25 protein-coding genes are annotated in these 24,063 nt (G+C 54.8%); 15 read left to right on the top strand and 10 right to left on the bottom strand.

The features are described from left to right. The 3 genes from thiL to ACZ439_RS10380 form a co-directional block, all read right to left on the bottom strand. Entirely contained in the window at nucleotides 1-1,059 is a 1,059-nt protein-coding gene (gene thiL / locus ACZ439_RS10370) for a thiamine-phosphate kinase (protein WP_054797572.1), read from the bottom strand. Nucleotides 1,060-1,196: 137 nt separating this feature from the next. Then, the gene (locus ACZ439_RS10375; RefSeq protein WP_054800003.1) at nucleotides 1,197-1,379 is read right to left on the bottom strand and encodes an H-type small acid-soluble spore protein; all 183 of its coding nucleotides are present in this window, start codon (nucleotides 1,377-1,379) and stop codon (nucleotides 1,197-1,199) included. Next, nucleotides 1,376-1,579: a hypothetical protein gene (locus tag ACZ439_RS10380; RefSeq protein ID WP_054797571.1), complete on the bottom strand. Its 204-nt coding sequence runs from the start codon at nucleotides 1,577-1,579 to the stop codon at nucleotides 1,376-1,378. Before ACZ439_RS10380 ends, ACZ439_RS10375 begins: the two co-directional genes overlap by 4 nt. 200 nt (nucleotides 1,580-1,779) lie before the next feature. Here ACZ439_RS10380 and ku point away from each other — a divergent pair, with 200 nt between their 5' ends. Next, nucleotides 1,780-2,661 (top strand): non-homologous end joining protein Ku, encoded by an 882-nt coding sequence (ku, locus tag ACZ439_RS10385; RefSeq protein ID WP_054797570.1) that lies wholly within the window; start codon nucleotides 1,780-1,782, stop codon nucleotides 2,659-2,661. Nucleotides 2,662-2,743: 82 nt separating this feature from the next. Here the strand turns inward: ku and ACZ439_RS10390 are convergent, their stop codons facing one another. Beyond that, nucleotides 2,744-3,727, bottom strand: coding sequence for an ATP-dependent DNA ligase (locus ACZ439_RS10390; protein ID WP_464620984.1), 984 nt, complete (start codon nucleotides 3,725-3,727; stop codon nucleotides 2,744-2,746). A gap of 184 nt (nucleotides 3,728-3,911) precedes the next feature. Between ACZ439_RS10390 and ACZ439_RS10395 the strand changes: the two genes are divergently transcribed. From ACZ439_RS10395 to ligD, 5 genes are all read left to right on the top strand, one after another. Next, the gene (locus ACZ439_RS10395) at nucleotides 3,912-4,202 is read left to right on the top strand and encodes an ArsR/SmtB family transcription factor (RefSeq protein ID WP_230876192.1); all 291 of its coding nucleotides are present in this window, start codon (nucleotides 3,912-3,914) and stop codon (nucleotides 4,200-4,202) included. 16 nt (nucleotides 4,203-4,218) lie between these two features. Beyond that, on the top strand, nucleotides 4,219-5,511 hold the full coding sequence (locus tag ACZ439_RS10400; protein ID WP_054797569.1) for an arsenic transporter: 1,293 nt from the start codon (nucleotides 4,219-4,221) through the stop codon (nucleotides 5,509-5,511). 43 nt (nucleotides 5,512-5,554) lie between these two features. Then, nucleotides 5,555-5,977 (top strand): arsenate reductase (thioredoxin), encoded by a 423-nt coding sequence (arsC, locus tag ACZ439_RS10405; RefSeq protein WP_127606840.1) that lies wholly within the window; start codon nucleotides 5,555-5,557, stop codon nucleotides 5,975-5,977. A 235-nt stretch (nucleotides 5,978-6,212) separates the two neighbouring features. Then, complete coding sequence (locus ACZ439_RS10410; RefSeq protein ID WP_464620985.1) at nucleotides 6,213-7,364, top strand: cation:proton antiporter; 1,152 nt, start codon at nucleotides 6,213-6,215, stop codon at nucleotides 7,362-7,364. Nucleotides 7,365-7,449: 85 nt separating this feature from the next. After that, entirely contained in the window at nucleotides 7,450-8,361 is a 912-nt protein-coding gene (gene ligD / locus ACZ439_RS10415) for a non-homologous end-joining DNA ligase (protein ID WP_464620986.1), read from the top strand. Here ligD and cls read toward each other — a convergent pair. After that, complete coding sequence (gene cls / locus ACZ439_RS10420) at nucleotides 8,354-9,784, bottom strand: cardiolipin synthase (protein WP_127606834.1); 1,431 nt, start codon at nucleotides 9,782-9,784, stop codon at nucleotides 8,354-8,356. The genes ligD and cls overlap by 8 nt on opposite strands. 224 nt (nucleotides 9,785-10,008) lie before the next feature. Here cls and ACZ439_RS10425 point away from each other — a divergent pair, with 224 nt between their 5' ends. The 4 genes from ACZ439_RS10425 to ACZ439_RS10440 are packed head-to-tail and all read left to right on the top strand — an operon-like array spanning nucleotide 10,009 to nucleotide 14,483. Continuing rightward, complete coding sequence (locus ACZ439_RS10425) at nucleotides 10,009-11,637, top strand: spore germination protein (RefSeq protein WP_464620987.1); 1,629 nt, start codon at nucleotides 10,009-10,011, stop codon at nucleotides 11,635-11,637. Continuing rightward, nucleotides 11,634-12,803: a Ger(x)C family spore germination protein gene (locus ACZ439_RS10430; protein ID WP_155615023.1), complete on the top strand. Its 1,170-nt coding sequence runs from the start codon at nucleotides 11,634-11,636 to the stop codon at nucleotides 12,801-12,803. The genes ACZ439_RS10425 and ACZ439_RS10430 overlap by 4 nt, the downstream gene beginning before the upstream one ends. Continuing rightward, complete coding sequence (locus ACZ439_RS10435; RefSeq protein ID WP_127606828.1) at nucleotides 12,800-13,030, top strand: hypothetical protein; 231 nt, start codon at nucleotides 12,800-12,802, stop codon at nucleotides 13,028-13,030. Before ACZ439_RS10430 ends, ACZ439_RS10435 begins: the two co-directional genes overlap by 4 nt. A gap of 31 nt (nucleotides 13,031-13,061) precedes the next feature. Further along, nucleotides 13,062-14,483: a GerAB/ArcD/ProY family transporter gene (locus tag ACZ439_RS10440; protein WP_464620988.1), complete on the top strand. Its 1,422-nt coding sequence runs from the start codon at nucleotides 13,062-13,064 to the stop codon at nucleotides 14,481-14,483. Nucleotides 14,484-14,493: 10 nt separating this feature from the next. Here the strand turns inward: ACZ439_RS10440 and ACZ439_RS10445 are convergent, their stop codons facing one another. Then, complete coding sequence (locus ACZ439_RS10445; protein ID WP_230876181.1) at nucleotides 14,494-14,871, bottom strand: hypothetical protein; 378 nt, start codon at nucleotides 14,869-14,871, stop codon at nucleotides 14,494-14,496. Nucleotides 14,872-15,005: 134 nt separating this feature from the next. On the opposite strand from ACZ439_RS10445, the gene ACZ439_RS10450 reads away from it, so the two are divergent. From ACZ439_RS10450 to ACZ439_RS10460, 3 genes are all read left to right on the top strand, one after another. Continuing rightward, nucleotides 15,006-16,040, top strand: coding sequence for a M23 family metallopeptidase (locus ACZ439_RS10450; protein WP_464620989.1), 1,035 nt, complete (start codon nucleotides 15,006-15,008; stop codon nucleotides 16,038-16,040). Beyond that, nucleotides 16,037-16,483 carry a bactofilin family protein gene (locus ACZ439_RS10455; protein ID WP_155615021.1) on the top strand — a complete coding sequence of 149 codons (447 nt, stop codon included), beginning with the start codon at nucleotides 16,037-16,039 and terminating at the stop codon, nucleotides 16,481-16,483. Before ACZ439_RS10450 ends, ACZ439_RS10455 begins: the two co-directional genes overlap by 4 nt. A gap of 132 nt (nucleotides 16,484-16,615) precedes the next feature. Further along, on the top strand, nucleotides 16,616-17,383 hold the full coding sequence (locus ACZ439_RS10460; RefSeq protein ID WP_054797566.1) for an HAD family hydrolase: 768 nt from the start codon (nucleotides 16,616-16,618) through the stop codon (nucleotides 17,381-17,383). Here the strand turns inward: ACZ439_RS10460 and ACZ439_RS10465 are convergent. Further along, entirely contained in the window at nucleotides 17,367-18,959 is a 1,593-nt protein-coding gene (locus tag ACZ439_RS10465) for a DUF4153 domain-containing protein (protein ID WP_464620990.1), read from the bottom strand. The two genes, ACZ439_RS10460 and ACZ439_RS10465, sit on opposite strands and share 17 nt — an antisense overlap. Further along, nucleotides 18,931-19,380 (bottom strand): hypothetical protein, encoded by a 450-nt coding sequence (locus tag ACZ439_RS10470; RefSeq protein ID WP_054797565.1) that lies wholly within the window; start codon nucleotides 19,378-19,380, stop codon nucleotides 18,931-18,933. The genes ACZ439_RS10465 and ACZ439_RS10470 overlap by 29 nt, the downstream gene beginning before the upstream one ends. A 162-nt stretch (nucleotides 19,381-19,542) precedes the next feature. Here ACZ439_RS10470 and ACZ439_RS10475 point away from each other — a divergent pair, with 162 nt between their 5' ends. Both ACZ439_RS10475 and ACZ439_RS10480 read left to right on the top strand, forming a co-directional pair. Continuing rightward, entirely contained in the window at nucleotides 19,543-21,339 is a 1,797-nt protein-coding gene (locus ACZ439_RS10475) for an ABC transporter substrate-binding protein (protein ID WP_054800005.1), read from the top strand. A gap of 61 nt (nucleotides 21,340-21,400) precedes the next feature. Next, entirely contained in the window at nucleotides 21,401-21,916 is a 516-nt protein-coding gene (locus ACZ439_RS10480; protein WP_054797564.1) for a hypothetical protein, read from the top strand. Between the two features lie 93 nt (nucleotides 21,917-22,009). Here ACZ439_RS10480 and ACZ439_RS10485 read toward each other — a convergent pair whose 3' ends face one another. Together ACZ439_RS10485 and ACZ439_RS10490 are read right to left on the bottom strand one after the other, a co-directional pair. Then, nucleotides 22,010-22,399 carry a hypothetical protein gene (locus ACZ439_RS10485; RefSeq protein WP_464620991.1) on the bottom strand — a complete coding sequence of 130 codons (390 nt, stop codon included), beginning with the start codon at nucleotides 22,397-22,399 and terminating at the stop codon, nucleotides 22,010-22,012. A gap of 166 nt (nucleotides 22,400-22,565) precedes the next feature. Continuing rightward, nucleotides 22,566-24,050 carry a glutamate synthase subunit beta gene (locus ACZ439_RS10490; RefSeq protein ID WP_054800006.1) on the bottom strand — a complete coding sequence of 495 codons (1,485 nt, stop codon included), beginning with the start codon at nucleotides 24,048-24,050 and terminating at the stop codon, nucleotides 22,566-22,568. Nucleotides 24,051-24,063 lie beyond the last annotated feature (13 nt).

Consider the following 24,063-nt stretch of genomic DNA (forward strand, 5'->3'; position numbering starts at 1 on the left):
TTACACCCCGTCCTTTCCGCCGACGTCGTTAAAATGATTATACCCTTTCTTGTCAAGCGGCATGACTTCGCCGCCGCTGCGAATCAAACGTACGCCTGAATGCTCGCCGTTCACGTAACCGATCAGGTGAAGAGAAACACCCGCCTTGCCAAGCGCAATCTGCAGCTCCAAGGCATGCTCCGCGGGAGCGGTGCCCAGCAGCTCGTAATCTTCGCCTCCGTAAAGCACATAGTCGAGCGGGTCTTTGCCAGAGGCTGCCGCGTAGGTATAAAGCTCGTCCGCAATCGGGATCCTCTCTTCGATCAAATCAATTCCCACGCCCGATGCTTCAGCGATTTCCCATGCTTCACTCGATAATCCATCGCTCACGTCGTTAAGGGCGCGGCACAGGCCGGACTGGCGAAGCGCGAGCCCGGCTTCGATTTGCGGAAGCGGACGGCAGTGCGCCTCCACCAGCTTCGCATAGGCGAGCGATTCGGCATCCGCTCCCTCGGGCTCAAGCGGCAGATTGCGTTGCAACAGCCAGTCCAGTCCTGCAGCGGAACGCCCCAAGTACCCCGTGGCGAAAACAACATCTCCCACTTTCGCCGACGAACGAAGCAGCGCCTGACCGGCGGCCGTCTCGCCGATAACCGTCACCGATACGGTCATGCCGCCGCTCGAGGAGGTCGTGTCTCCGCCAACGACGCGAACGCCGTAGCGGTTGGCGCAATCATACAAACCTTCATATAAGCTGCGAACCCGTTCCAAAGGCGTTTGCCTCGGCAAGCTGAGTGCAACCAGCGCGAACCTGGGCTTGCCGCCCATCGCCGCAATGTCGCTGACCGCCGAAGCCATCGCTTTGAACCCGATGTCCCTGGATCGCATCGTCACAGGCTTGAAGTGAATATCTTCCGTCATCGTGTCACAGGTTAGAATCAACTGTGTGCCCGGATTCACATTCACGACCGCCGCATCATCACCGATCCCGGTCTCAACTCCGCCCTCCCGCTGAAAGGCGGTCGATTGCTTGCCGCCGGTCAGCAAGCGGATCAGCGCAAATTCATCGACCGTTCCCAAAAATATCCGCCTCCGCAATACGTAATGACCCCATTATAGACCTTGCGAATGGTTCGTAGCAACACAAAAGCTTCCCGGCTCGCACGGGCGTGGAAGCTCGCGCAAGCCGGGAAGCCTGGCTTTCGTTCGATCGTCTTCTATTCGATCTCCTGCAGCGCTTCGACCGGAACGACTTTCACATCGGCCGGCTGATCTTCAGCGTGCACTTTGGCCGTTTTCTGCTCCAGGTCCACGCTATCGATCCAGACGGGAACGCCGTTGAATTCAACCTCGATCTTCGTCTCGGCGTTCAAAATTTCTTGCGCCCGATGCACTCTCATCGTTCCTCACCTCCGGTCACCGAGTCGGGATGATCCATCGTATCCGTTGTCGAATCGTCGATCAGGCCGTTGTGCAGAGTAACGTTGCCTCCACCAAGACCTTCGTTGATCATCCGATCGATGTCCATAAAATGCGAGTCTCTTCCCTCAAGCGTGGAATCGTTTGTTTCCAAACCGCCGGATGTGTTCGCTTCGCTCACCCGTATTCACCCTCCTCTCATCGTTTAAATACGCTAAAGAGCCGACAAGCTCCTTACACGGTAGCTTGTCCGGCGAAGCTTTCGTCCATTCGCCGGGCGGAAGCCGCAAAAAACTTCCCAGCCAAACCTTCAATGAGTGGAGCCCTCTCTGCGCATACTATGGAAAAGGGCCCGCACTTCGGTCCAAAGGAGGCTTGCTTATGCATACCGTATGGAAAGGCGCAATCAGCTTCGGTCTTGTGCATGTGCCGGTTAAGATGTTCTCGGCCACGGAAGATAAAGACATCTCAATGAGAATGATTCACACCGCATGCAACACGCCGCTCAACTTCGTGAGAAAATGCCAGCACTGCGAGAGAGAAGTCGAATGGGGAGAAATTTCGCGCGGATATGAGTATGAGCCGGGCGCTTTCGTCTTGTTTGAGAAGGACGAACTGGAGAAGCTGACCGGCGAGGTGACAAAAGAGATTAAAATTCTCGACTTTGTGGATTTGTCGGAAATCGATCCGGTTTATTTCCAGAAGACGTATTACTTGGCGCCGAATGAAACGGGGGCCGGCGCTTACAGTCTGCTGCTGGAAGCGATGAAGCAAACCGGCAAAATCGGCATAGCGAAAGTATCGATCCGATCGAAGAGCAGCTTGGCGGCTATCCGTATTATCGACCGCTGCATTGCGATGGAAACGATCTTTTATCCCGATGAGATACGATCTGTGGATCAGGTTCCGAATTTGCCGGAGCAAAGCAACGTCAACGACAAGGAGCTCGACATGGCGAAGATGCTGATCAGTCAGCTTTCCACGCCCTTCGAGCCGGAGAAGTATAAGGACGATTACCGGGCCGCCGTGCTGCAGGCCATCGAGCAGAAGGTGTCGGGCCAGCAAATCAGCGTGGCGCCGGAGCCGCACCGTGCGAACGTTATCGATTTAATGTCGGCCCTGCAAGCAAGTCTGGAAGCGGTCAAGCCTGTCTCGTCGGAGCCGACGCCTTTACCTGCAGACCGCGCCAAACCGGACAAGCCGAAATCGAGAGCCAAAAGCACAAAAGGCAAGGCCAAAGACAAGGAAACCGTGCCGTCGTAAACGGATAGACCGTCGGAAAGTCTCCGGCATGATATAAACCTGGCTGATTCGGCTAGGTTTATTTGTGCGGCAGCCCCCTGTTTTATTCATGTACAATTTGCTTCATCGTACATTGATTTGGAGGTATATCGACAAAAGCCTGAATACTCGGATGCCTCATCGTTTGCCCCGGAGTCCACTCCAAAAACTGTACTTTAACGACAATTTCCGGGGTTACCCAAACAGCATCTTTGCTTCTCTCAGGCTCATTGGCAAACGGTTTAACTCTAGTAGCAAGAGGGGCCACTCTTTGCGTCAATTCACGCCACTCGCGATGGGTGACCTTACCGGTGCCTGCATGACCGATGTAGTACAGCTTTCCTTCCCGATCATACAATCCAAGCAGCAAGGAGTTAACGACATCCCCCCTGAAAGTAACGCCTGCCACTACCGCAAAAAGATCCCAAAATACTTTACGCTTCTGCCAGCGCTTATCTTTCCCGTTTATCGCGTAGGAGCTGTCCAGCTTCTTGCAGATGACCCCTTCCATTTGATGCTCGATCATGACGGCCAGCAATCCTTCGGCGTCGGTAAAGTTTTGAACGGTCTGGACGTCGGGCTGCGAAATGATCAGGTCTTGTAAAATTTGTTGTCTCTCCGAAAGAGCTCGGTCTGTTACCCATGCTCCATTGCAGAATAAAATGTCAAATACCATATACGTGACGGGGGTTTGAGCGACCGCGAGCTCTATACTTTGTTTTTTTCTCAAGCTATCGCGCTTCATAATCTCATGGAACGACGGTTTGTTATCGTCAAATGCGATGAATTCGCCGTCCAATATAAACGAAGAAGCCGTACAGTACCGGGAGGGAGACAAAAACTCAGGATATTGCAGGGAACGATTATTTAATTTCCGATTCACCAATTGGACGTTCGATCCGTCGAAGTAGGATAACATGCGAACTCCGTCCCACTTTACTTGCGCAACCCAATGATCCCCTGCTGGAAGTTTATCGGTGTTTATAGGTTCGAATGGAACGACCGGCTTTAAAATCATAGCGCCTCCTTCAGCTGTTTCATGACTCATCAAGTTCTCTCCTTAGCTTTAGTCATTTGAAGTCCAATCATGTAGCCGGTACGCATCCGTGTCTTTACACAAAATTAAAATATAAGCCATTGATTATATAAGTAATTGATTATATATTTATACTATGATTTAAGGAGCAGCAAAAGCGTGCTTAGGGAGGTTGAATGTGGAGCAATTGGAGGTCATGGCCGAACATTATAAGATGCTTAGCGACAAGTCCCGCTTGACCATTCTTGCATGCCTGAAAGAACGGGAAATGTGCGTGTGCGACCTGGTTGAAATTTTACAGTCGACCCAGCCTAACGTAAGTCAGCATCTGCGCAAGCTGAAAGCCGCGGGGTTAGTTACGGAAACCAGAAAAGGACAATGGGTTTACTATGCTCTTAACGTGAGCGACAAACCGTATTTGGAGGAGACATTAAACTATCTCCCTTCGTTTAAAGAAAAAGTGCTTCAAGTAAAAGGGATTTGTTAACCAACAGGAGGAACTCATGGCCATCGCCGCATTATTGATTTTTACCATTACGTTGATTTTCGTCATTTGGCAGCCGAAACAACTAGGCATCGGCTGGTCTGCAAGCGGCGGCGCTGTTGCAGCGCTTCTATGCGGTGTAGTTTCCATCACTGACGTATGGACCGTTACCGGTATCGTATGGAATGCCACTTTAGCTTTCGTGGCCATTATCCTCATCTCTCTTATACTTGACGATATTGGGTTCTTCGAGTGGTCGGCGCTTCATATGGCCCGTTTGGCCGGGGGCAACGGCGTTCTGATGTTCGTCTATATGGGGTTGTTGGGTGCGGCGGTTGCCGCTTTGTTCGCCAATGACGGCGCAGCTCTGATCATGACGCCTATCGTATTGGCTATGGTGAGAGCGTTGAAATTTGAAGAGAACAAGGTTCTGCCGTTCATTATGGCCAGCGGCTTTATTGCGGACACAACCTCGTTGCCGCTTGTCATCAGCAACCTGGTCAATATCGTGTCGGCCGATTATTTTGGAATCGGCTTTGCGGAATATGCGAGCCGGATGATCGTACCGAACCTCTTTTCGCTGCTTGCCAGCCTGCTTGTACTGTATCTGTATTTCCGCAAAAGCATACCCGAAGCCTATCGCTATGAGGACATCAAGAAGCCTCACGAGGCGATCAAAGATATCCGGTTGTTTCGATTATCATGGGTGATCCTGGGGGTGCTGCTGGCTGCCTATTTTCTAAGCGAGTTCATCGCTTTGCCTGTTTCGGTTATTGCGCTGGCCGCCGCTCTTACGTTTATTGCGGCCGCGCGGAAAAGTCCGCATATGGAAACGAAACGCATCGTCAAAGAGGCGCCATGGGCGGTCGTCATTTTCTCGATAGGGATGTACGTCGTCGTGTACGGACTCCGAAACGCCGGGTTGACGGATATATTGGGTGGACTTATACAAAGGATTGCCGATCAAGGCCTGTTTGCTTCTACAATAGGAATGGGGTTCATTGCCGCCCTGCTATCGTCCATGATGAACAACATGCCTACCGTCATGATTGATGCGTTGGCTATTCAGGGCACGAATACGACCGCTGTTATTCGGGAGTCGCTGATCTACGCGAATGTCATCGGTTCGGATCTTGGACCGAAAATCACACCGATCGGATCTTTGGCAACGCTGCTGTGGCTCCATGTTTTGTCCAAGAAAGGGGTCACCATTACATGGGGGTATTACTTTAAAATAGGCGTCTTGCTGACCGTTCCCACTTTGCTGATCACCTTAACAGGGCTTTATTTGTGGCTAAGCGTGATTTCGTAAGACTCGGTTGAACTTCAAATGTAATTCAAAAGGAGAGCTTATCATGGATAAAAAACGGGTTTACTTCTTATGCACAGGCAATTCTTGCCGCAGCCAAATGGCCGACGGGTTTCTGAAAGCGCTCGGCGGCCACAACTATGAGGTGAAAAGCGCCGGTTTGGAGGCACACGGCTTGAATCCGAGAGCGGTACAGGTCATGAAGGAAGCGAACGTCGACATTAGCGGGAATTCCTCCGATGTGATCGATCCCGAGCTGTTGAACAAGGCCGATTATGTCATTACGCTTTGCGGACATGCGGATGAGCATTGTCCCGTCATCTCGAATAAGCATGTTGTGAAATGGCACTGGGGCTTCGAGGATCCGGCTAAAGCGACGGGCACCGAGGAAGAGATCCTGGCCAAATTTCGTGAGGTTCGCGATGCCATCAAGGCGCGTGTGGAACAATTCGTCGCAACCGGTCAATAGCATAATGGTTTGTAGCCTGATTTAACGGCCCGGTTATGAAACCTTTACATCTTGGCATCGTATAAGTATCAAGTCCTTGCACGTGTTACCTTAACAATTAAATCTAACATTGTTTTTCGGAGGAGTCTGTCACCCTGGCCTTGCTATGTTCATTTTAGCGGCTATGGTTTGACAGGCTCTTTTTGTATTTTTTTCGTACTCCCACAAAGAATAAAAAATGAAAGGTGGAATCATCATGCTTATTTTTCAACTAGCCGTCATCTTGCTTGCCTCCAAAATCGCCGGAGACCTCAGCGTCAAGCTGGGACAACCCTCCGTGCTGGGCAAGCTTCTCATCGGTATCTTCTTAGGACCAAGCGTGCTTGGGATTATCACCAACACGGATATTTTGAAAGAAATCAGTCAAATCGGCGTTATCTTGCTGATGTTCATTGCAGGGCTGGAAACGGACACGGAAGAGTTCAAGCGTACCGGGAAAGCTTCAGCCTTCGTAGGGGTTAGCGGCATCGTTGTACCTTTTTCACTGGGGTATTTGGCCGGTATGACCATCGGTCTGGCTCCGACCGAGTCTATCTTCCTTGGACTGCTGCTCTCGGCTACAAGCGTGAGCATCTCCGTTCAAGCGTTGAAGGAAATGGGCAGATTAAAGTCGCGCGAAGGGACCACCATATTGGGCGCGGCCGTGATCGACGACATTCTCGTCGTTATTGCGCTCGCGTTTGTCATGAGCTTTGCAGGCGGCGATGTCCATCTGGGGACCGTCATTCTGAAGAAGGTTGCATTCTTCGCGGTGGCCATCCTTCTGGCTTGGAAAGTCGTTCCTTGGGTTCTGAAAAAATTCGCGCCCCTTCGCGTCACGGAGGCGGTCATTTCCGCAGGTTTAATGATTTGCTTTGTTTATGCGTATTTAGCAGAATATGCAGGCGTGGCCGCTATCATCGGAGCCTATATCGCCGGTGTTGCCATCAGCTTGACAAAATACAAGCATGAGATAACGGAAAAAGTCGAAACGATCGGCTACTCCATCTTCGTTCCCGTCTTCTTCACATCGATCGGTGTAACCGCTGAATTTAGCGGAATCGCACAGCATATCGGGCTCATTATCGGGCTAAGCCTGCTCGCCATAGCAACGAAGCTGGCCGGGTCGGCGATCGGAGCGAAATTAGCCGGATTTTCATGGAGGAGTTCCTTAGGGATTGGCGCAGCTATGGTATCCCGCGGAGAGGTTGCACTCATCATTGCGGCTATCGGTTTGGAAAGCAATCTGCTTCAACCCGAGTTGTTTTCTGTGATCGTCGTCGTCGTGCTGGTCACCACGATTGTGACTCCGCCCATGATGAAGCTGTTCTTCCATAAACCGGAGACCGGGAAGCAGCAGAAGCAGTAGGCCACGCCTTGACGAAACACCCGTATAGTTCCCTCTCCGGCAACGGATAATAACGGCAATCCGACAAGGAAAGAAGGGACGCCGATTGAGCCCCACGACGAAACGACCGCCGGCGAAAGGGACGATCACAATCGACGGCCAGGAGCTTACCGTGACGAATCCGGAGAAGCTGTTATGGCCGGAGAAGAACATTACGAAAGCGATGTATCTGGAGAAATTGGCACAGCTCGCCCCCTATTTGCTGAAATACTGCCGCGACCGGTATTTGACGACGATCCGCTTTCCGCACGGGTGGAACGACAAGTCGTTTTATCAAAAAAACGCCCCGGAGCCTACGCCCCATTTCGTGAAAACGGCGACGCTGGAGGACATTCGCTACGTGCATCTCGACTCGCTGCCGACCTTGCTGTGGCTCGGCAATCTCGCTTGTCTGGAGTTTCACCCGTCCTTCCACCGGATCGGCGAAAAGCTGCCGGTGGAATGGCTGATCGACATCGATCCGAGCCTTGATCCGGAGCCGCGCATTATGGAGGCTGCGGAGGTGATCGGGGACATTCTCGACAAGATGAACATCCGTTCCATCCCGAAGACGTCGGGCGCCACCGGCGTACAAATTTACGTGCCGATTCCGGCGGAGCGCGGATATACGTTCGAACAGCTGAGACGGATCGGCGCATTCGTCGCCCAGTATGCCGTTCAGAAGTATCCCGGGCTGTTCACCGTCGAGCGCCTGAAGAAGGATCGCGGGACGAAGATTTATATCGATTATTTGCAGCACTGGTACGGTAAAACGTTATCCGCCCCCTACACGCCGCGTGCCCGGCGGGATGCCACGGTCTCGACGCCGCTGGATTGGAGCGAAGTTCGGCTGCGCTGCGATCCGCGGGAATTTCATCTGTTGAACATCGTAGAACGGCTGCAGCAAAAGGGCGATCTGATCGCCGCCGTCCCTCCGCAAAGCCTGGACCACGTTCTCTCCATCCTGCCTCCTACATAAGCGGCGATAAGAGCCGCGCTACCACTTCCTTGCCTTTCTGATACCGGGAGCGTCTTTCGAACTGGTCCAGCTTCAGCTCCCGGCTATCCTTCAAATCCTGCAAGTAATCGGATTCGATACGCTGCAGCGTCTCCTTATCGAATAAAACCGCGTTCATTTCGAAATTGCTGTAGAAGCTGCGCATATCCATGTTGGCCGTGCCGACGGAGGCGAGCAGATGATCGATCAGGATCACTTTGGCATGAACGAATCCTTTGTGGTAAGCGTAGAAGCGAACCCCCGCTTGCATCAGTTCTTCCATAAACGATAACGAGGCGTAGTTAACGATCCGCGAATCGGGCTTCTTCGGATAAATGACGCGCACGTCGACGCCGCTGATGGCCGCCGTTTTCAACCCCATGATGATGCTGGCCTCCGGAATAAAATAAGGCGTCGTGATAAAGATCCGCTTCTTCGCTGTCGTAATCGCTCCGAAGTACATCTCCAGAACCGTGTCCCAATGAGCATCCGGGCCGCTGGACAAAATTTGCACCGGCTTCCGGCCGGCGCATTCGTGCTCGGGAAACAAGCCCGTATCGGTCAAACGATAGCCGCTGACGAAATGCCAGTCGGTCAAGAACGTATTCTGCAGCGCATAGACCGCATCCCCTTCGAATGCTATATGCGTATCGCGCCAAAACCCGAGCTTCGGATTGCCGCCCAAGTATTCATCCCCGATGTTCATGCCGCCCAGAAAACCCTTCAAGCCGTCGACCACGACGATTTTCCGGTGATTCCGGTAATTGATCCGCTTATCGAAGAAGGCGATCAACGCCGGCAAAAAGAAATACACCTCGCAGCCCGCTTGCTTCAGTTCACCAATGAATTTCTCGCTGAGCTGGTAGCTGCCGATTCCGTCGAATATGCACCGTACCTTAACGCCTTCGCGCGCTTTGCGCATCAGCACGTCTTGAAACTTCCGGCCTGTCGCGTCGTGCCGGATCGTATAAAATTCGAAATGGATGAAGCGCTCGGCCTTCTCCATCGCTTCCAGTATCGCCGGATAGGCGACTGACGCATTCGTCAGCACCTTCACTTCGTTGCGCATCATGATTTGCGAACCCGGCATGTTATTCAAGAGCGCGAACAACCGGGGCTCCTGCCGCCACCCTTGAAGCCGCTCCTCCTCAATCTCCACATCGAAGGGGATTTGCTTCTTCCCCATGTGCCGAATATCCTTTACGAGCCGAAGCCCTTTTCGTTTTACTTTTTTCCGCTGGGAATATTCAGTTGCCAAAAAATAATAGACAACGAACCCGATCACCGGAATAATGAACAAAACAAATAACCAGGCCATCGCCTTGGACGGGTGCCGGAACTCCCCTATGAGAATCGTCAAAATTTGAATGACAAACAGGACAAGTGCGATGACGAGCCAAAGCACCGCTTCACCTCCTCATACGGATGCAGGATACCGCTTCCTTCTTCAAAATTCTTTTCTAGCTTAACCACTCTCTGGATACCTGATTCCTCCCAAACCCCGGCTTTTTCTTTCTTATCCGGCTTTTTCCATCATCGCTGTCATAAATTTTTGAGTTTGGTGAAAAATATACCGGACATGGGAAAGGCAAAGCTTGGCTCTGTTACCGCGAGAAGGGAGGAAGCGTCATGGTGACGACGAGAGGCCGGAAGAAAAAGGAGAGCAGCGACGAGCACTCGCTTTTCAAAAAAGATTACCGATTCATCGACGAGCTGCGTTCCGTCCCGATCTCTTTGGAGCTCGAGGATAACAACCGATATTTGAAGGATTTGTTTGAGGACTGCTCCGACTTCGTCATTCGGGAATTTAAGCTCCAGGACAGTTTGAGAGCCATCCTCTTTTTCGTAGACGGGATGGCCAAGACGGAAGAAGTGCATGAAGCGATGAGGGCGCTCATGATTCTTGAGGGCGGAGAAAGCATCATCGATAACATTTCGGAGAAGGTGCTGCCCGTCTCCCAGCTTCAGAAGGCGGACAATTACGGAGATCTGCTGCTCTCGATTCTCGGCGGCGACACGGGCTTGATCGTCGACTGCAACAATCAGGCGCTGCTGCTCGGCATCCGGGGGATGGAGAAACGGTCGATCAACGAGCCGGAAACGGAATCCGTCGTACGCGGTCCGAAGGAAGGCTTCGTGGAAAATATCCGGACCAACACGTCGATGATTCGGCGCAAGCTGAAGACGCCTCATCTGAAGATGAAACCGATGATCATCGGACGGGAGAGCAACACCAACGTAATCGTCACCTATCTGGATGATTTGGCGAACCCGAAGATCGTGGAAGAAGTCATCGGGCGGCTGGAGAAAATCGACATCGATGCGGTTCTGGAATCCGGTTATTTGGAGGAATTCATTCAAGATTCGGCTTACTCGCCATTTCCGCAGCTTCAATATACCGAGCGTCCCGACATGGTTGCCGGCGCCCTTCTGCAGGGCCGAGTCGGGATTATTGTCGACGGCACGCCATTCGTACTGCTCGTGCCGTTCATCTTCGCCGAAATTATGCAAGCGAGCGAGGATTATTACGAACGTTTCCAAATCGCCACCCTGGTCCGGTGGTTACGTTACTTCTTCCTGATGCTCTCTCTTCTTACGCCGGGGTTATACGTAGCCATTACGACCTACCATCAGGACTTGCTGCCGACAACGCTGCTGTTATCCGTTGCGGCGTCGCGCGAAGCAATCCCGTTCCCCGCCGTCGTGGAAGCTCTCATTATGGAAGTAACGTTCGAGGCGCTGCGGGAAGCCGGAATCCGTCTGCCCAAGACCATTGGCTCCGCCGTCTCGATCTTAGGCGCTCTGGTGGTCGGGCAAGCGGCGGTTCAGGCGGGCATCGTATCGGCGCCTATGGTTATCATCGTCTCGATCACGGGGATCGCTTCCTTCACCATCCCGCGCTTTAATGGTGCGATTGCGGTGCGCATGCTCCGCTTTCCCATCATTATCGCCGCCTCGTTGTTCGGCATGTACGGTATCATGACCTCCGTGCTGCTGATTATCGGCCATATGGCGTCCTTGCGTTCGTTCGGTATCCCTTATTTATCGCCGCTCGGTCCGCTCTCTTCTTCGGATCTGAAGGATATCGTCATCCGTGCGCCCTGGTGGGCGATGAAGAAGCGTCCGGCCTATCTGCCTGTACAAGACAGCCGGCGCATGAGTGACGACGTTGTGGATGAAATTATGGAGCAGTCCGGACAACGCGGGAAGCACGTCCGCCATGAGAATCATGGTCACGGAGAGGAGGATGAATCATGATTCGTACTTGGTCTCGATTCGGCTTGCTAGCCACAGCGATTCTCCTGCTGCCCGGCTGCTGGGACCGGACCGAAGTCAACGACCTGGCCTTCATCCTCTCTACCGCCCTCGACATCGAAAAGGACGGATCGATTCGGTACAGTGTCATGGTGCCGCTGCCGGGTTCGATGGGCGGGGCTACGGGGGGAGGCGGCGGCACCGCCGGCGATAAGAGCTACTATATCGATTCGGAGGTCGGCAAAACGTACCGCGAAGCGCAAGCCAAGCTGCAGAACCGCATGCCGCGCCGTATGTTTCTGGCGCATCGTCGGACGGTCTTGATTGGAGAACAATTAGCCAAAGCAGGCGTGTTCAAAGTATTTGACGCGACTCCCCGGTCGCCCGAAAGCCGGATGACCACCTATTTCATCGTCACCAAAGGTAAAGCCTACGAGCTGCTGCAGGCCAGCCCGCAGTTCGAACGATTTCCTTCGGAAGCGATTCGTGAATTGGCCAAATCGAAAGTGATTATCGACATGAACATGAAAGATTTTGCGCTGGCGCTCAGTTCGCCGGGCGGCGACCCCGTCGCCATCTATATGGGCGTCCGGGAATCCGAGAAAGGGACCAAGCCTTCCAAAGAAGTCGAAGTGCTCGGCTACAGCCAATTCCGCGGTGACAAGATGGTCGATACGTTGGAAGGGCGGGCAGCCGCGGGCTTAGCCTTGTTGAAAGAGCGGTTCGTTAACGTCTCCATTACGCTGCATGTGGAGAATACGGACATTACCGTTCGGATTTTTGAGGCCCACAGCGATGTGCAAGCAAGACTAGCCGGCAACCAATTGCAGTTCGACATCAATTTGATAACGAAAGCGAAGTTGTTGGAAAGCACGGGGACTCAAGACTTTACCCGGGCCGATCAGATCCATCTCATGGAGGCGCGGCTTGCCGAACAAATGAAAAAATCCGTTGAAGACACGTTAAAGCAGATGATCGACAACAATTGCGACTCGGCTCAGCTCGGGGCCTACGTATGGCGCGCCTATCCGAATTTGTGGACCGAGCGTTTCAAGAACGAATGGCCGAACGGCTTAAAGACTGCCAAATTTAACATTAAGGTGAAAAGCATCTTGTCGGAAACCGGATTGATTTACGATAACGTTACAAAATCGGAGGATGCAGAATGAACTTACAGTTCATGGTTCTTTTCCTCGTGCTGTCCCTTATCCTGATGTTTTTAAATTTGAAGCATTGGTCCACCCTCAAACGGGGGATGCGCAGGCTCTATTTTTTGCTGTACGCCATGACCTTCGGCTTGTACGCAGCTGTTCTTTTGGGATACAAGATCCCGATGCCGACCCAATTTTTCATCGCCCACGTTTCTCCGTGGATGTTCTCACTCATTCATGGTTAACAAGGCTTCCAGCTAAAGAGGGAGTGACAGGATGCCAGCCCAAATACAAATTATTAACCACCGGCAATTCGCCTGGTTAATCGCTTCGCTGCTCTCCGGAGGCGGATTGATCAGCATTCAACATGAGCTCATCCGACTAGGCAGAATCGACGCCTGGCTGACTTATTTGTTTCCGGGCTTATACGCACTGCTGATCGGGTTCGTCTTGACACAGTTGGCCCGACGATTTCCACAGAAGCATCTGTTCGAAATTACCACGATCGTATTCGGCCGATGGATCGGCACTTGCGCCAACCTGCTGATCCTCGTTCACTTATGGATGGTGCTTATGCGGGATTTGCGTGCGTTCGGGAAGTTCATCGGCACGATCCTTCTGCCGAACACTCCTCAAGAAATTCTTGTGCTGCTATTCGTGCTGCTGCTCGCCTTCTATGGAAGGACGAGCGTTGAAGTCGTAGGAAGGGTTAACGACTTGTTCTTCCCCTTCTTCTTCGTGCTGCTCTTGTCCATGCCGTTCTTGTTATCGAACGAATTGGACACGCAATTAATCCGGCCAGCCTTAACGGTCAAACCCGTCGAATACTTCTATGCCAACGTGCTCGGGATCGGCTGGTTCGGCGATATTCTGTTCGTCGGCGCTTTCCTGCATACGATCTGGAGCTCGAAGCAAATCCGTTCGGCGTTTCGTCACGGCACTCTCATCGCCACTTTCCTGCTGACGTTGTCTTTGCTTTTGCAGGTGCTTGTGCTCGGACCGGTCATCCCGGGCCATATGGTTTATCCGAACTATAGCTTGGTCCAACACATTCACATTACCGATTTTTTAGACCGCGTCGATCTGTTTATCCTTAGCATCTGGTATCCGATCACCGCGTGTAAAGATATTTTGCTCTACTTGGCGATGTTGACGGGCATCGCAAGCCTGTTGAAGGAACGGGATTATACGTCGATCAATTCGCCCGTCAGCTTGTTTTTGCTGCTGACTACGCTGCTCGCCTTCGACAGTGCGGCCGAGGTGTTCAGTTTCGGTAACTACAGCTCCCCTGTCATCATTCTCGGCTATCAACCGCTGCTGCTCGCCGCGCTGCTCTTGTTCATGCGCAAATACCCGGTGCGGGAGCTGCGCCTGGACCAGGCGCAGAGCGGGACGCCATCGCCCGGCAAGCAGCAGGAACAACCTGCGCAAGGCCGTTCCGACGCTACCACCAGCTCCCGGTTCATCAACCGGATCGAGTGCATCCGGCACTCCACCTGGATTACGGCCGGGAATGTGCTGCTGCTGTTGAGCGCATGCCTGGTATTCTTAGGCATCTGGCTCGGGATGACATACGCTGTCGTCGGAACGCTAAGCGGGATCGGTTACGCCATTTGCTTGGTCGGAGCGGTGGTAACCTCCCACATGGAAATGAGAGCGGCGAAGAAGTTCGTGGTTCGGCATTCGTCCCAGACATAACCCGGTGTCGTTACCCGATTCGTTCGACGCTGATGACCTGATTCAGAGGAATAAGCATCCGGAGCTCTTCTTCCTCTTCTTCCCGGGTAACGAGCAGCTCGATGAAATCGAAGCCCGTCCGGACAAGCTTCGCTTCGAACGTGCCGGCATAGGTCGTGCGGATGCTTGCAGCCGCTCCCGTTACTTTCAGCGAAGCGCCGAGCAGTACGATTTCCTGCATCGTACTCGGAACGAAATATTGGTTGTTGACGCGCATGAAGCGCTTGCCGACTTTCTGCAGCACGCCGGGCTCGCTGGCGAAGCCTTCGGCTTGCAGAGCGACCTCGAATTTTACATGCTGGGCGAGCCGCTCCTGTAAAGTCATGCGGCTTGTTCTTAAAAACGACAATGGAATTCCCTCCGTTCCCCTTCACATCACGTTCTAGTACAAATCTATGTGGGGGAAGCTTATTTCTTGACAACATACGTTCAATGCCATCTAATTGCCGCCCGCCGGCGGCCAACATACCGAAAGGAGTCGTCATGAATTTCAAGTGGTTTCAAAATAAGCTGACGTTCGTTATCATTCCCGAAGCGAACGGCAGCGTCGTTCGCCTCAAATTGGCCCGGGGTGTCGTATGTAGCGTGGCCGCCTCCGTCATGATCACGGTCGGAGCGGCTGCATTCCTCTACTTGCAGCATGCGCACACGGCCGCTTCAACGTTTCTGAAAACCAGCGAATTGAGCGGTCGAACGGCTAAGCTGGAGCAAGCGTTAACAAGCAAGAATCGAAGAATTGAAGAATTGCAGAACGACATCTACATGCTGTCGAAGCAAGCGGCCGAGGTTCATAGTCAAGTTGCGCAGATGAAGAAGCTCGAGGAGGATTTGCAGAAGCTGGCCCCTGTCAGCGCGGAGAAAAACGCGGAAAGCGGCGGCCTGCCTGCGGGCGAAGCCTCGACCGCAGGCACGGAGGCTGCCTCCGCCGCGCTCGGCATGGGAGGTCCGGCCGTCCCCGTCACCCATGAGGAAATCCGGCGCTTAGCGATGGCGACAGGGGCCGCCTACATGGCGCTGCAAAACGAAATGAACAAGCTGGAGACGAGCTTGTCCGATTCCAGACAGCAGTTGCAGGAAAAGCAAGAACGGCTGCGGAGGACGCCGACGTTATGGCCGACCGACTCTCGCATCGTCACTTCAAATTACGGCTATCGCCAGGATCCCTTCACAAAGAAGCTTAGCTTCCATCGCGGGGTCGATATCGCCGGCAAGCTGGACGACCCGGTCTACGCGGCGGGCGGCGGTGTCGTGCATGAGGTCGGCTACGATAAGCTCCACGGTCATAACGTCATCGTGGAGCATACGTCCGGGCTGCTTACGTGGTACATGCACTTGAACCGGGCGACTGTCCGTAAGGGCGACCTCGTGGACAAAGGCGACCCGATCGGCAAGCTCGGCACGACCGGGCGCAGCACCGGCCCGCACCTGCATTACGAAGTGCTGCTTGGCGGTAAAAGCACCGATCCGTCCGGCTATTTGCCGATGGAACGAACGAAAGAGGAGAAAACGAAATCATGATCGGATTATTCGGTAAACCGAGCAACCGCTCGCGCGGGAACGGCGCCGTCACTTTAATCAGCGAAGGCAGTCGGATGGAAGGTGTCATAACGTCTCAAGCCGATCTGCGGATCGAAGGCGAATTCATCGGCACCTTACATGCGAACGGCGAGGTGGCGATCGGCGAGAAGGGAGCCGTGAGCTGCAAGGAGCTTCGCACGCAGGACTTGATTGTCGCCGGACGATTGGACGGCTCCGTGCACGCGGAAGGCATGGTGCGCATCACCTCGACCGGAAAGCTAACCGGGCGCATCGCCGCCGGACAGCTTATCGTCGAGAAAGGGGCGGTATTCGAGGGACTGAGCGCGATGACCGGGCTGGAAGAAGCGCCGGCGGAGACCGGGAGCGGCGCTGCTGCTTCGGACGGACCGATACGGCTGGCCGGCGGTTCGGAGGCCGGGTAAGAAACCTGCTCGCATGGCTTCCCGGGCAGCACCCGCGGGCCGAATGAAACCCGGCAAAGATGCAACCTTGGGTACCCCATGCTATAATGGTTGGAAAAACGCGGATACGCGGGTAAAGCAGGAGAAAAGCCTATGACGAAGCAAATCATCCTTTTCGATATGGACGACACGCTAATTTACTGTAATAAATTTTTCGATTTAGTCATGGAACAGTTCGCCGATCAGATGGAAGCCTGGTTTCACGGGTACAAGCTGTCCATCGACGAGGTGAAGAAAAAGCAAGCGGAAATCGACCTGGAGCGCGTGCTGGTCGAAGGCTTCTCGCCGGATCATTTCCCCCAATCGTTCGTCGACACGTACGACTACTATTCCGACTTGACCGGGCGCCACAAAAGCGAAGCGGAAATCGAGAGGCTGATGGAGCTCGGCGCTTCGGTTTACGGCCACAGCATCGAGCCTTATCCTTATATGGAAGAAACGCTTCGCACCTTAACGGCCGAAGGCCATGAGCTGCATTTGTATACGGGCGGCGATCCGGCAATTCAAATGCGGAAGGTCAAGGAAGCCGGGCTGGAGCGTTATTTCGCCGCTCGGATACATATCACCCGTCACAAAAACACCGAGTTTTTGGACGGCTTGATCCGCTCGCACGGCTTCGACCGCAGCCGCACCTGGATGATCGGCAACTCGCTGCGTACGGACATTATTCCGGCGCTCACCTGCGGTATCCATGCCATCTTCATGCCGGCGGAGCTTGAATGGTCTTACAATCAAGTCGAGGTCAACGTGGCTCCGGTCGGCGCCTACTTCACTTTGTCCTCCCTGCATCTGATTCCCGAAACGATTCGGGATTACACTGCTGCCGCCCGGCAGGCCGAGGCTCCTAACGAGCCGGCTTGACCGGTTGCAGCATCTGCGAGGCTCTTCGCTTGGACACGTTAAACTCCGTCCAGGACGCAGAGCCTTCTTGTCGTTCCAGCCGATAGGTAAAGTTATGCAGCACACCCTCCACGGCGTCCAGCTCCGGGTGATTCTTCCGCAAGTCGACCAAGTGCGGCACCGCTTCGAAGCTCAACCCTCCTAAATAGCCTACGTCGATGACGCCGCTGTTCTCGTAACGCTTGATATTGTTCTGGGCGATCATCGCATCGATCCCCATGTAATTGATCAGGACGTAGGCAGCGAGCGCCGTTATCCCATAATATCGCAGCAACGGCAGCTTCTCCCGCCAAAGTTTCACTAAAGCGAGCACGAACAGCACGAGCAGGAATATCATGAACGCATGGACGAGCAGGCGGGTGACGGTATATCCATACGCTTCTTCGTACATAGAAAGACGCAAGTAGGCGGAGCTGAGCATAATGCCTGTGCAGCCTACCAGCAGCGCAAGCAGCGTGCGCAGCAGCGTCCATGCAAGCGGCCCCGGGCGGCGGACGCCGTATAGAAATGTAATCAGCACGGTTAAGTTGATCAGCGTCACGACGACGAGCTCGGCAAAGCCTTGGCGCGCATAGGAAGCGTATGTGACCCCTTCGGGCAATGCGGCTGCGCCTGCTCCCCCGCCTCCGCCGAAGAAATATGAAAACTGGACGAAGGCAAACAGCAAGTAAACGGCATTCAGCGCGATCAGCACGGTAGACGCGACCGTCGGATCCAGACGAAGATCGGACGGTGCTGCGGATGGAGCGGTCGCCTGAGAGACGGCGCCGTCCGAAGCGAGGACGTCCCATTCGACATTCGCGGACGGGACGCTTGCGGTCTTCGGCATATAGGGAGATGCCGGCCGGGCCGACGACCACAACTTCGGCTGCAGCAGCCCGGCGACGTAAGCGAACACGCCGACCGTTATGGCGCCAATCCACAACGCACGGAATAAGGTACGCCCCAGCTCTACGTCTTCAAACAAATTCGGCAGCCGGGCCAGCGATCGATCGAACATCGTATCGGCCGAGGCCAGCAGCCCGACCACTGCGGCGAGCAGCGGAACCGATAAAAGCAAGCCGAGCAGCACCTTCATCAGCGTCTTGGAGCGCCCGGCTTTCATCCTGACGGACATCCATCCGAACAGGACGGCAAAGGGCCTGGGGGCATAGAGCAGCGTCTGGACGAACACTTGCTCCAGCATGCGGACCCAGATCGGCGCTTTACCGCCCCGGCTGGTCAGCCAGGTTGTATGCAGCACGACAAGGAAAGGGATCGCAAGCGCATTTAAGACGGCAAACAGCATATTCGTATACAGCGCATACGTGAGCGCGAGCAGCCCGACCGGCAGGAGCAGCAGCAGCGACGGGTCCATTTTGCGTCCGATATGTCCTTGAGCCATTGTATAGAAGAGCAAGTAAAAACCTAACACAAATACCGGAACGGAAACGTCCCAGCTTCGATCATAAAAGAGATAGTGGTGGACAACTCCACAACCTAAGGAGGCGAGCAGCAGCTTCTTCTCGTTAAATCGTTCGTTCGAATGCAGTTTCACCGGCGGCGGCCCTCCTTGCAGGATGAAATATCGCGGGGACGACTTCAGCCTCCGGCTGCTTCGCACCTCTGAGCATTCGTAGAAGGTGACTTCCGAGCTCCCGCAATAACGGCTCGTTCAACAAATCCGACAACGCCGAAGCGCCCTGCCCGACCTGCTCGTGAACCTGATAGACGGCGCACAGTTCCCGCTCAAGCTGAGGCGAAAGCCCGAGTTGCTCCGCTAGTCCCCGATACGTCTCCGACGGGTCGGCATGAAAGCCTTCCAGCGCGCTAACACCGCACAGCCTACCGTAAGCGAGCTGGGCGACGGCCCAAACGGACAACGCCAGCGATCCTGTGTCTTCTGCAGTTCGCAGGTCCTTCTCCGCCTCCTGCAGCAATTGTTCTTCCCACGATAACGTTAGAAGCAAAGCATTCATCTAAAATTCCTCCCATCTATGGGTAATTTTATATATTCAGGGCGCAATAGGGATGTTCGTCTATATGAATCATTGTACCTTGTAAAACAGGAATAAAAATAGCAACTTTTGAAACATGAATTTCGTATTTTAATAAGACTGAATTGGAGGCGATCGTTTGCTATGAAGCTAGCCGCTCATTATATGCGTCTGCATGATCAATATCCGCACGCCGGGGTTCAGCATGAGCTCTCCGTCACCTTGAACGAGCTCGCCGAGGCGCTGGGCTGCTCCCCTCGCAATGCGCAGCTGCTGCTGAAAAAGATGCAGGACCTCGGATGGCTGGAATGGACGCCGAAGCGCGGGCGGAGCAACCGCTCGCTGCTGTCTTTCCGCGTTCCGGCCGAGGAGATCGCCCTCCTGCTCGCCAAGGAACTGGTGGAGCGCAAAGATTTGCGCGGTGCGTTGGAGCAGTTGAGCCTCTCGACGCTGGAGGGAACGGTGAAGGAAAGCTTCCACCGCTGGCTGAGCGGGTATTTCGGCATTACCAGCGAGGTGCTTGGCGACAAACGGCTGGATACGCTGCGCTTTCCGTTAACGCAGCCGCTGCAATCACTCGATCCCGCGACCATCCATTTCTCGACGGAGGCGCACCTTGTGCACCAGCTGTTCGACCCGCTCGTGCGGTACAACCGGCTCACACAAACGATCGAACCGCATCTCGCCCACGCCTGGGAGGTAAGCGCCGACCGGAAAATCTGGACGTTTCATCTGCGTAAAGGCGTGCTGTTTCATCACGGGCGGGAACTGACAGCGGAGGATGTGGCCTACACGTTCATCAGGCTGCAGCGCTTGTCCGAGGGCGCGCTGTACAGCTGGGTTCATCAACAGATCGAACGCGTCGACGTCGTCGATCCGATAACCGTCAGCGTGCGCTTAACCGAGCCGAACGAGCTGTTCCTGCAGTTTGCCGGCACGAACCGGGCGTCGATTGTGCCCGCCGATGCCTGCGAGGACAAGCAGGAGTCGTTCGCGCTGGCCCCTGTCGGCACGGGGCCGTTCAAGCTGACGCATCTCGACGAATCGTTGTGCATGCTGGAGGCATTCCCCTCCTATTTCCAAGGGCGGGCCCATTTGGACCGGGTGGAGCTGTGGCATATCCCGAATTTGCAAACGCAGGATTACGACCGAACGCTGGAAAGCTTCCAGGTCATCCATAATTTCCGGCTCCCCCTTGATGCGCCGAACCAATGGGAGCAGGTTCAACAGCAGGGCGCTACATGCCGGTTTCTAACCTTCAACCTGCTGAAGCAGGGGCCGATGAACGACCCGGCGCTGCGTGGACTCGTCATGGCCGCTTTGGACCGCGGCAAGCTGCTGGAGAGGCTTGGCGGCGACGCCATCTACACGGCCGACAGCTTCATCCGGTACGGCGAAGGCTTGTCTTCTCCGGTGGCGGAGCCGTATACCTATGAACCCGGACGGCTGAAGGCGCTCGTGAAGCGCAGCGACTACCAAGGCCAAAGGCTGCGCATCTGTACGATCATGCAGTACGAAGAAGACGCTTTGCTTGTGCAAGCGCTGCTGCAGGAAGCCGGCTTCGCCTGCGAGGTCAAGCTGCTGTCCGCACAGGCTTTCAAGAGCGAGCAGCGGCTGCACGCCGATCTGCTGCTGTTCTCCATCATGCTCGATAACGACGCTGAGCTGCGCTTGTTCGATCTCTACACCAGCATGCAGCGACATTTGGAGCCATCGCTTAAAAGCAGCGTCGCCGCCCTGCTCGGGCAAACGCTGCTGGAGCCCTCCCAATCGCGACGGGCTGAGCTGCTGCAGCGAGTGGAGTCGCTGCTGACGGCGAGACGGGTGCTTGGCTTTTTATACTTCAAGCGGCTGAAGACCGTGTATCACACTTCCGTAAAAGGCATTTCGCAGGGCGCCCTGGACTGGGTGCAGTTTAAAAACATCTGGTTCAAGCCATAGGCCAAGCCTCCTTCGCATACGATGGTAGGAAGAAAGCGCAACCGGAAGGAGCGAAGGAGAAGTGGCCAAATCGTCCGATCTGCTGTACAGGAACGATAAATACGGCTTTACGCTGCGTTTTCCGTCGTGGTGGCGGAATTATTGTGTCGTCAGTAAAAAAAAGCTGGACCCCGACTCGGAATACGAGCTGCATTTTCGGTTTAAGTATAAGGGAAACGTGTATGACGATATTTTCACGATACTGGTGTTCCGCATGACACAGGAGGACTGGCTGCGGCTCGGCTATGGGGATTCGCCCTTGTCTTTGATTGCGGCCCGCGACGGGCGCGTATTCGCCTATTTGACGCCGGAGGAGCTGCCGCATGAATTTATCAATCGCAAAACCGGCGATTACGATTACCGCAAGTACGGGACGCCCATCGGGCTGCTGAAGCGGATGGTCAACCGCGATGTGCCGCGTATTGTGCAGACGCTGCGATTTTCCTCCCGTGCGATTACGATGAAATCGACGCCTTACCGATCCAGTAAAGTGTGCAGCTGCCGGATCCCCCGCCGCAGGAGAAAACCGCGTCGTTAAGACCCAAGTTGATGCAAGTATTCCTTATAGGCTTATCAACGATAAAAGGGACATCCGTGAAGTCATCCGACTTTCAGGACATCCCTTTTCCAGTTATAGTGAAAACCATCGGCCAATGCCGGTATCTTCATAAGGCTTCGTCTTTTTGCGCCCGTGCGTTTCGGTACGGGAAGGAAGAAGAAGCGCGTCCTCCCTCATGAACGGTTCAACCTGGTTCTGAGGGGGCGACGGCTCCCCGGTTATAGAAGCCAGGTCGGACGCCTGGACGCCCGGACAACCGGCCCGCTCCAGCTTCTCCAGCCGGTCGGTCAGCCGATCGACGGTTTGCTCCAAACGCGCAATTTCCTTGTGCAATTGGGCAACCTCTTGAGCAAGCTGGCGCCCGACGTGATCGGCGTATCCCTGTTCGGCCTTCTCCTCTTCGGCGGGTAACAACGCCTGTAGTTCCTCAGGCGTCAACATCGTTCTCAATTCCTTGTGCACCTTCTCAGCCTCCTCGACTTCCGCGCCGCGATTGAATCTCATATCTGTCCGCTACATAAACTAAATGCAGGCCATCCCGATTCAAACATACGGAATCCACATGGAGACTGCCCGACAAACAACCCGCCTCCGACCGAAGGGAGACGGGTTAGACGCGTTGGCCCGATTAAGGCAAGTTGCTCGAGCCCATCAAATAACGGTCGACTTCGCGGGCCGCTTCCCGGCCTTCGTTGATCGCCCACACGACGAGGCTCTGGCCGCGCCGCATATCCCCGGCGGCGAACACGCCCTCGACGTTGGTCACAAAGCGGCCGTAAGCCGCTTTGGCGTTGCTCCGCTCGTCACGTTCAACGCCAAGCTGCTCAAGCACCGGATTCTCCGGACCGAGGAAGCCCATCGCGAGCAGCACGAGCTGCGCCGGATACACCTGTTCGCTGCCCGGCACCTCAACCGGCACGAACCGGCCTTGGTCGTCCTTCTTCCACTCGATCAGCACGGTGTGAAGTTCTTGGACATGTCCGTTCTCATCGCCGACGAACTTCTTCGTCGAGATCATATATTTACGCGGGTCCTCGCCCTGCACCGCCGCCGCCTCCTCTTGGCCGTAGTCGACCTTGAGCACCTTCGGCCATTCCGGCCACGGGTTGTTCGGTTGACGCTTTTCCGGCGGCTTCGGCATAATCTCGAACTGCGTCACGCTCGCACACTTATGGCGAATGGAGGTGCCGACGCAGTCCGTGCCGGTATCGCCGCCGCCGATGACGACGACATGCTTGCCTTCGGCCGAAATAAAAGCGCCGTCCTGATGTCCGGAGTCGAGCAAGCTCTTCGTATTCTTCGACAGGAATTCCATCGCCAGATGGATGCCCTTCAGCTCGCGGCCTTCGATCTTCAGGTCGCGGCCCAAGGTCGCTCCGCCGCACAAGACGACCGCGTCGTTCTCTTCCTTGAGCTTCGATGCCGGAAGGTCCTTGCCGATTTCCGTACCCGTTACGAAGGTAACGCCTTCGGCAGCAAGCAGCTCAACCCGGCGCTGCACGTATTTCTTATCCAGCTTCATGTTCGGGATGCCGTACATCAGCAAGCCGCCCGGACGGTCCGCGCGCTCGTACACCGTAACGGTGTGGCCGGCTTGGTTCAATTGCGCCGCGGCGGCGAGCCCGGACGGGCCTGAGCCGACGACGGCGACCTTCTTGCCGGTACGCGTCTTCGGCGGGTTCGGCACGACCCAGCCTTCGGCGAAGCCGCGGTCGATAATCGACTTCTCGATGTTTTTGATCGTCACCGGCGAGCCGTTCAGGCCGACCGTACAGGAGCCCTCGCAAGGCGCCGGACAGACGCGTCCCGTAAACTCGGGGAAGTTGTTCGTCTTATGCAGACGATCCAGCGCTTCCCGCCATTGCCCGCGATAGACGAGGTCGTTCCACTCGGGAATCAGGTTGTTGACCGGGCAGCCGGCGGCCATACCGCTGATGATTTTGCCCGTATGGCAGAACGGGATTCCGCAATCCATACAGCGTGCGCCCTGCTGCTGCAGCTTCTCTTCCGTCAAAGGGATGCTGAATTCCTGCCAATGCGCGATGCGCAGCAGAGGACCGTTGTCGATCGGGACCTCGCGCTCAAACTCCATAAAACCGGTAGGTTTACCCATTTCGATCGTTCCT

This window comes from Paenibacillus sp. JCM 9796 (assembly GCF_055379675.1).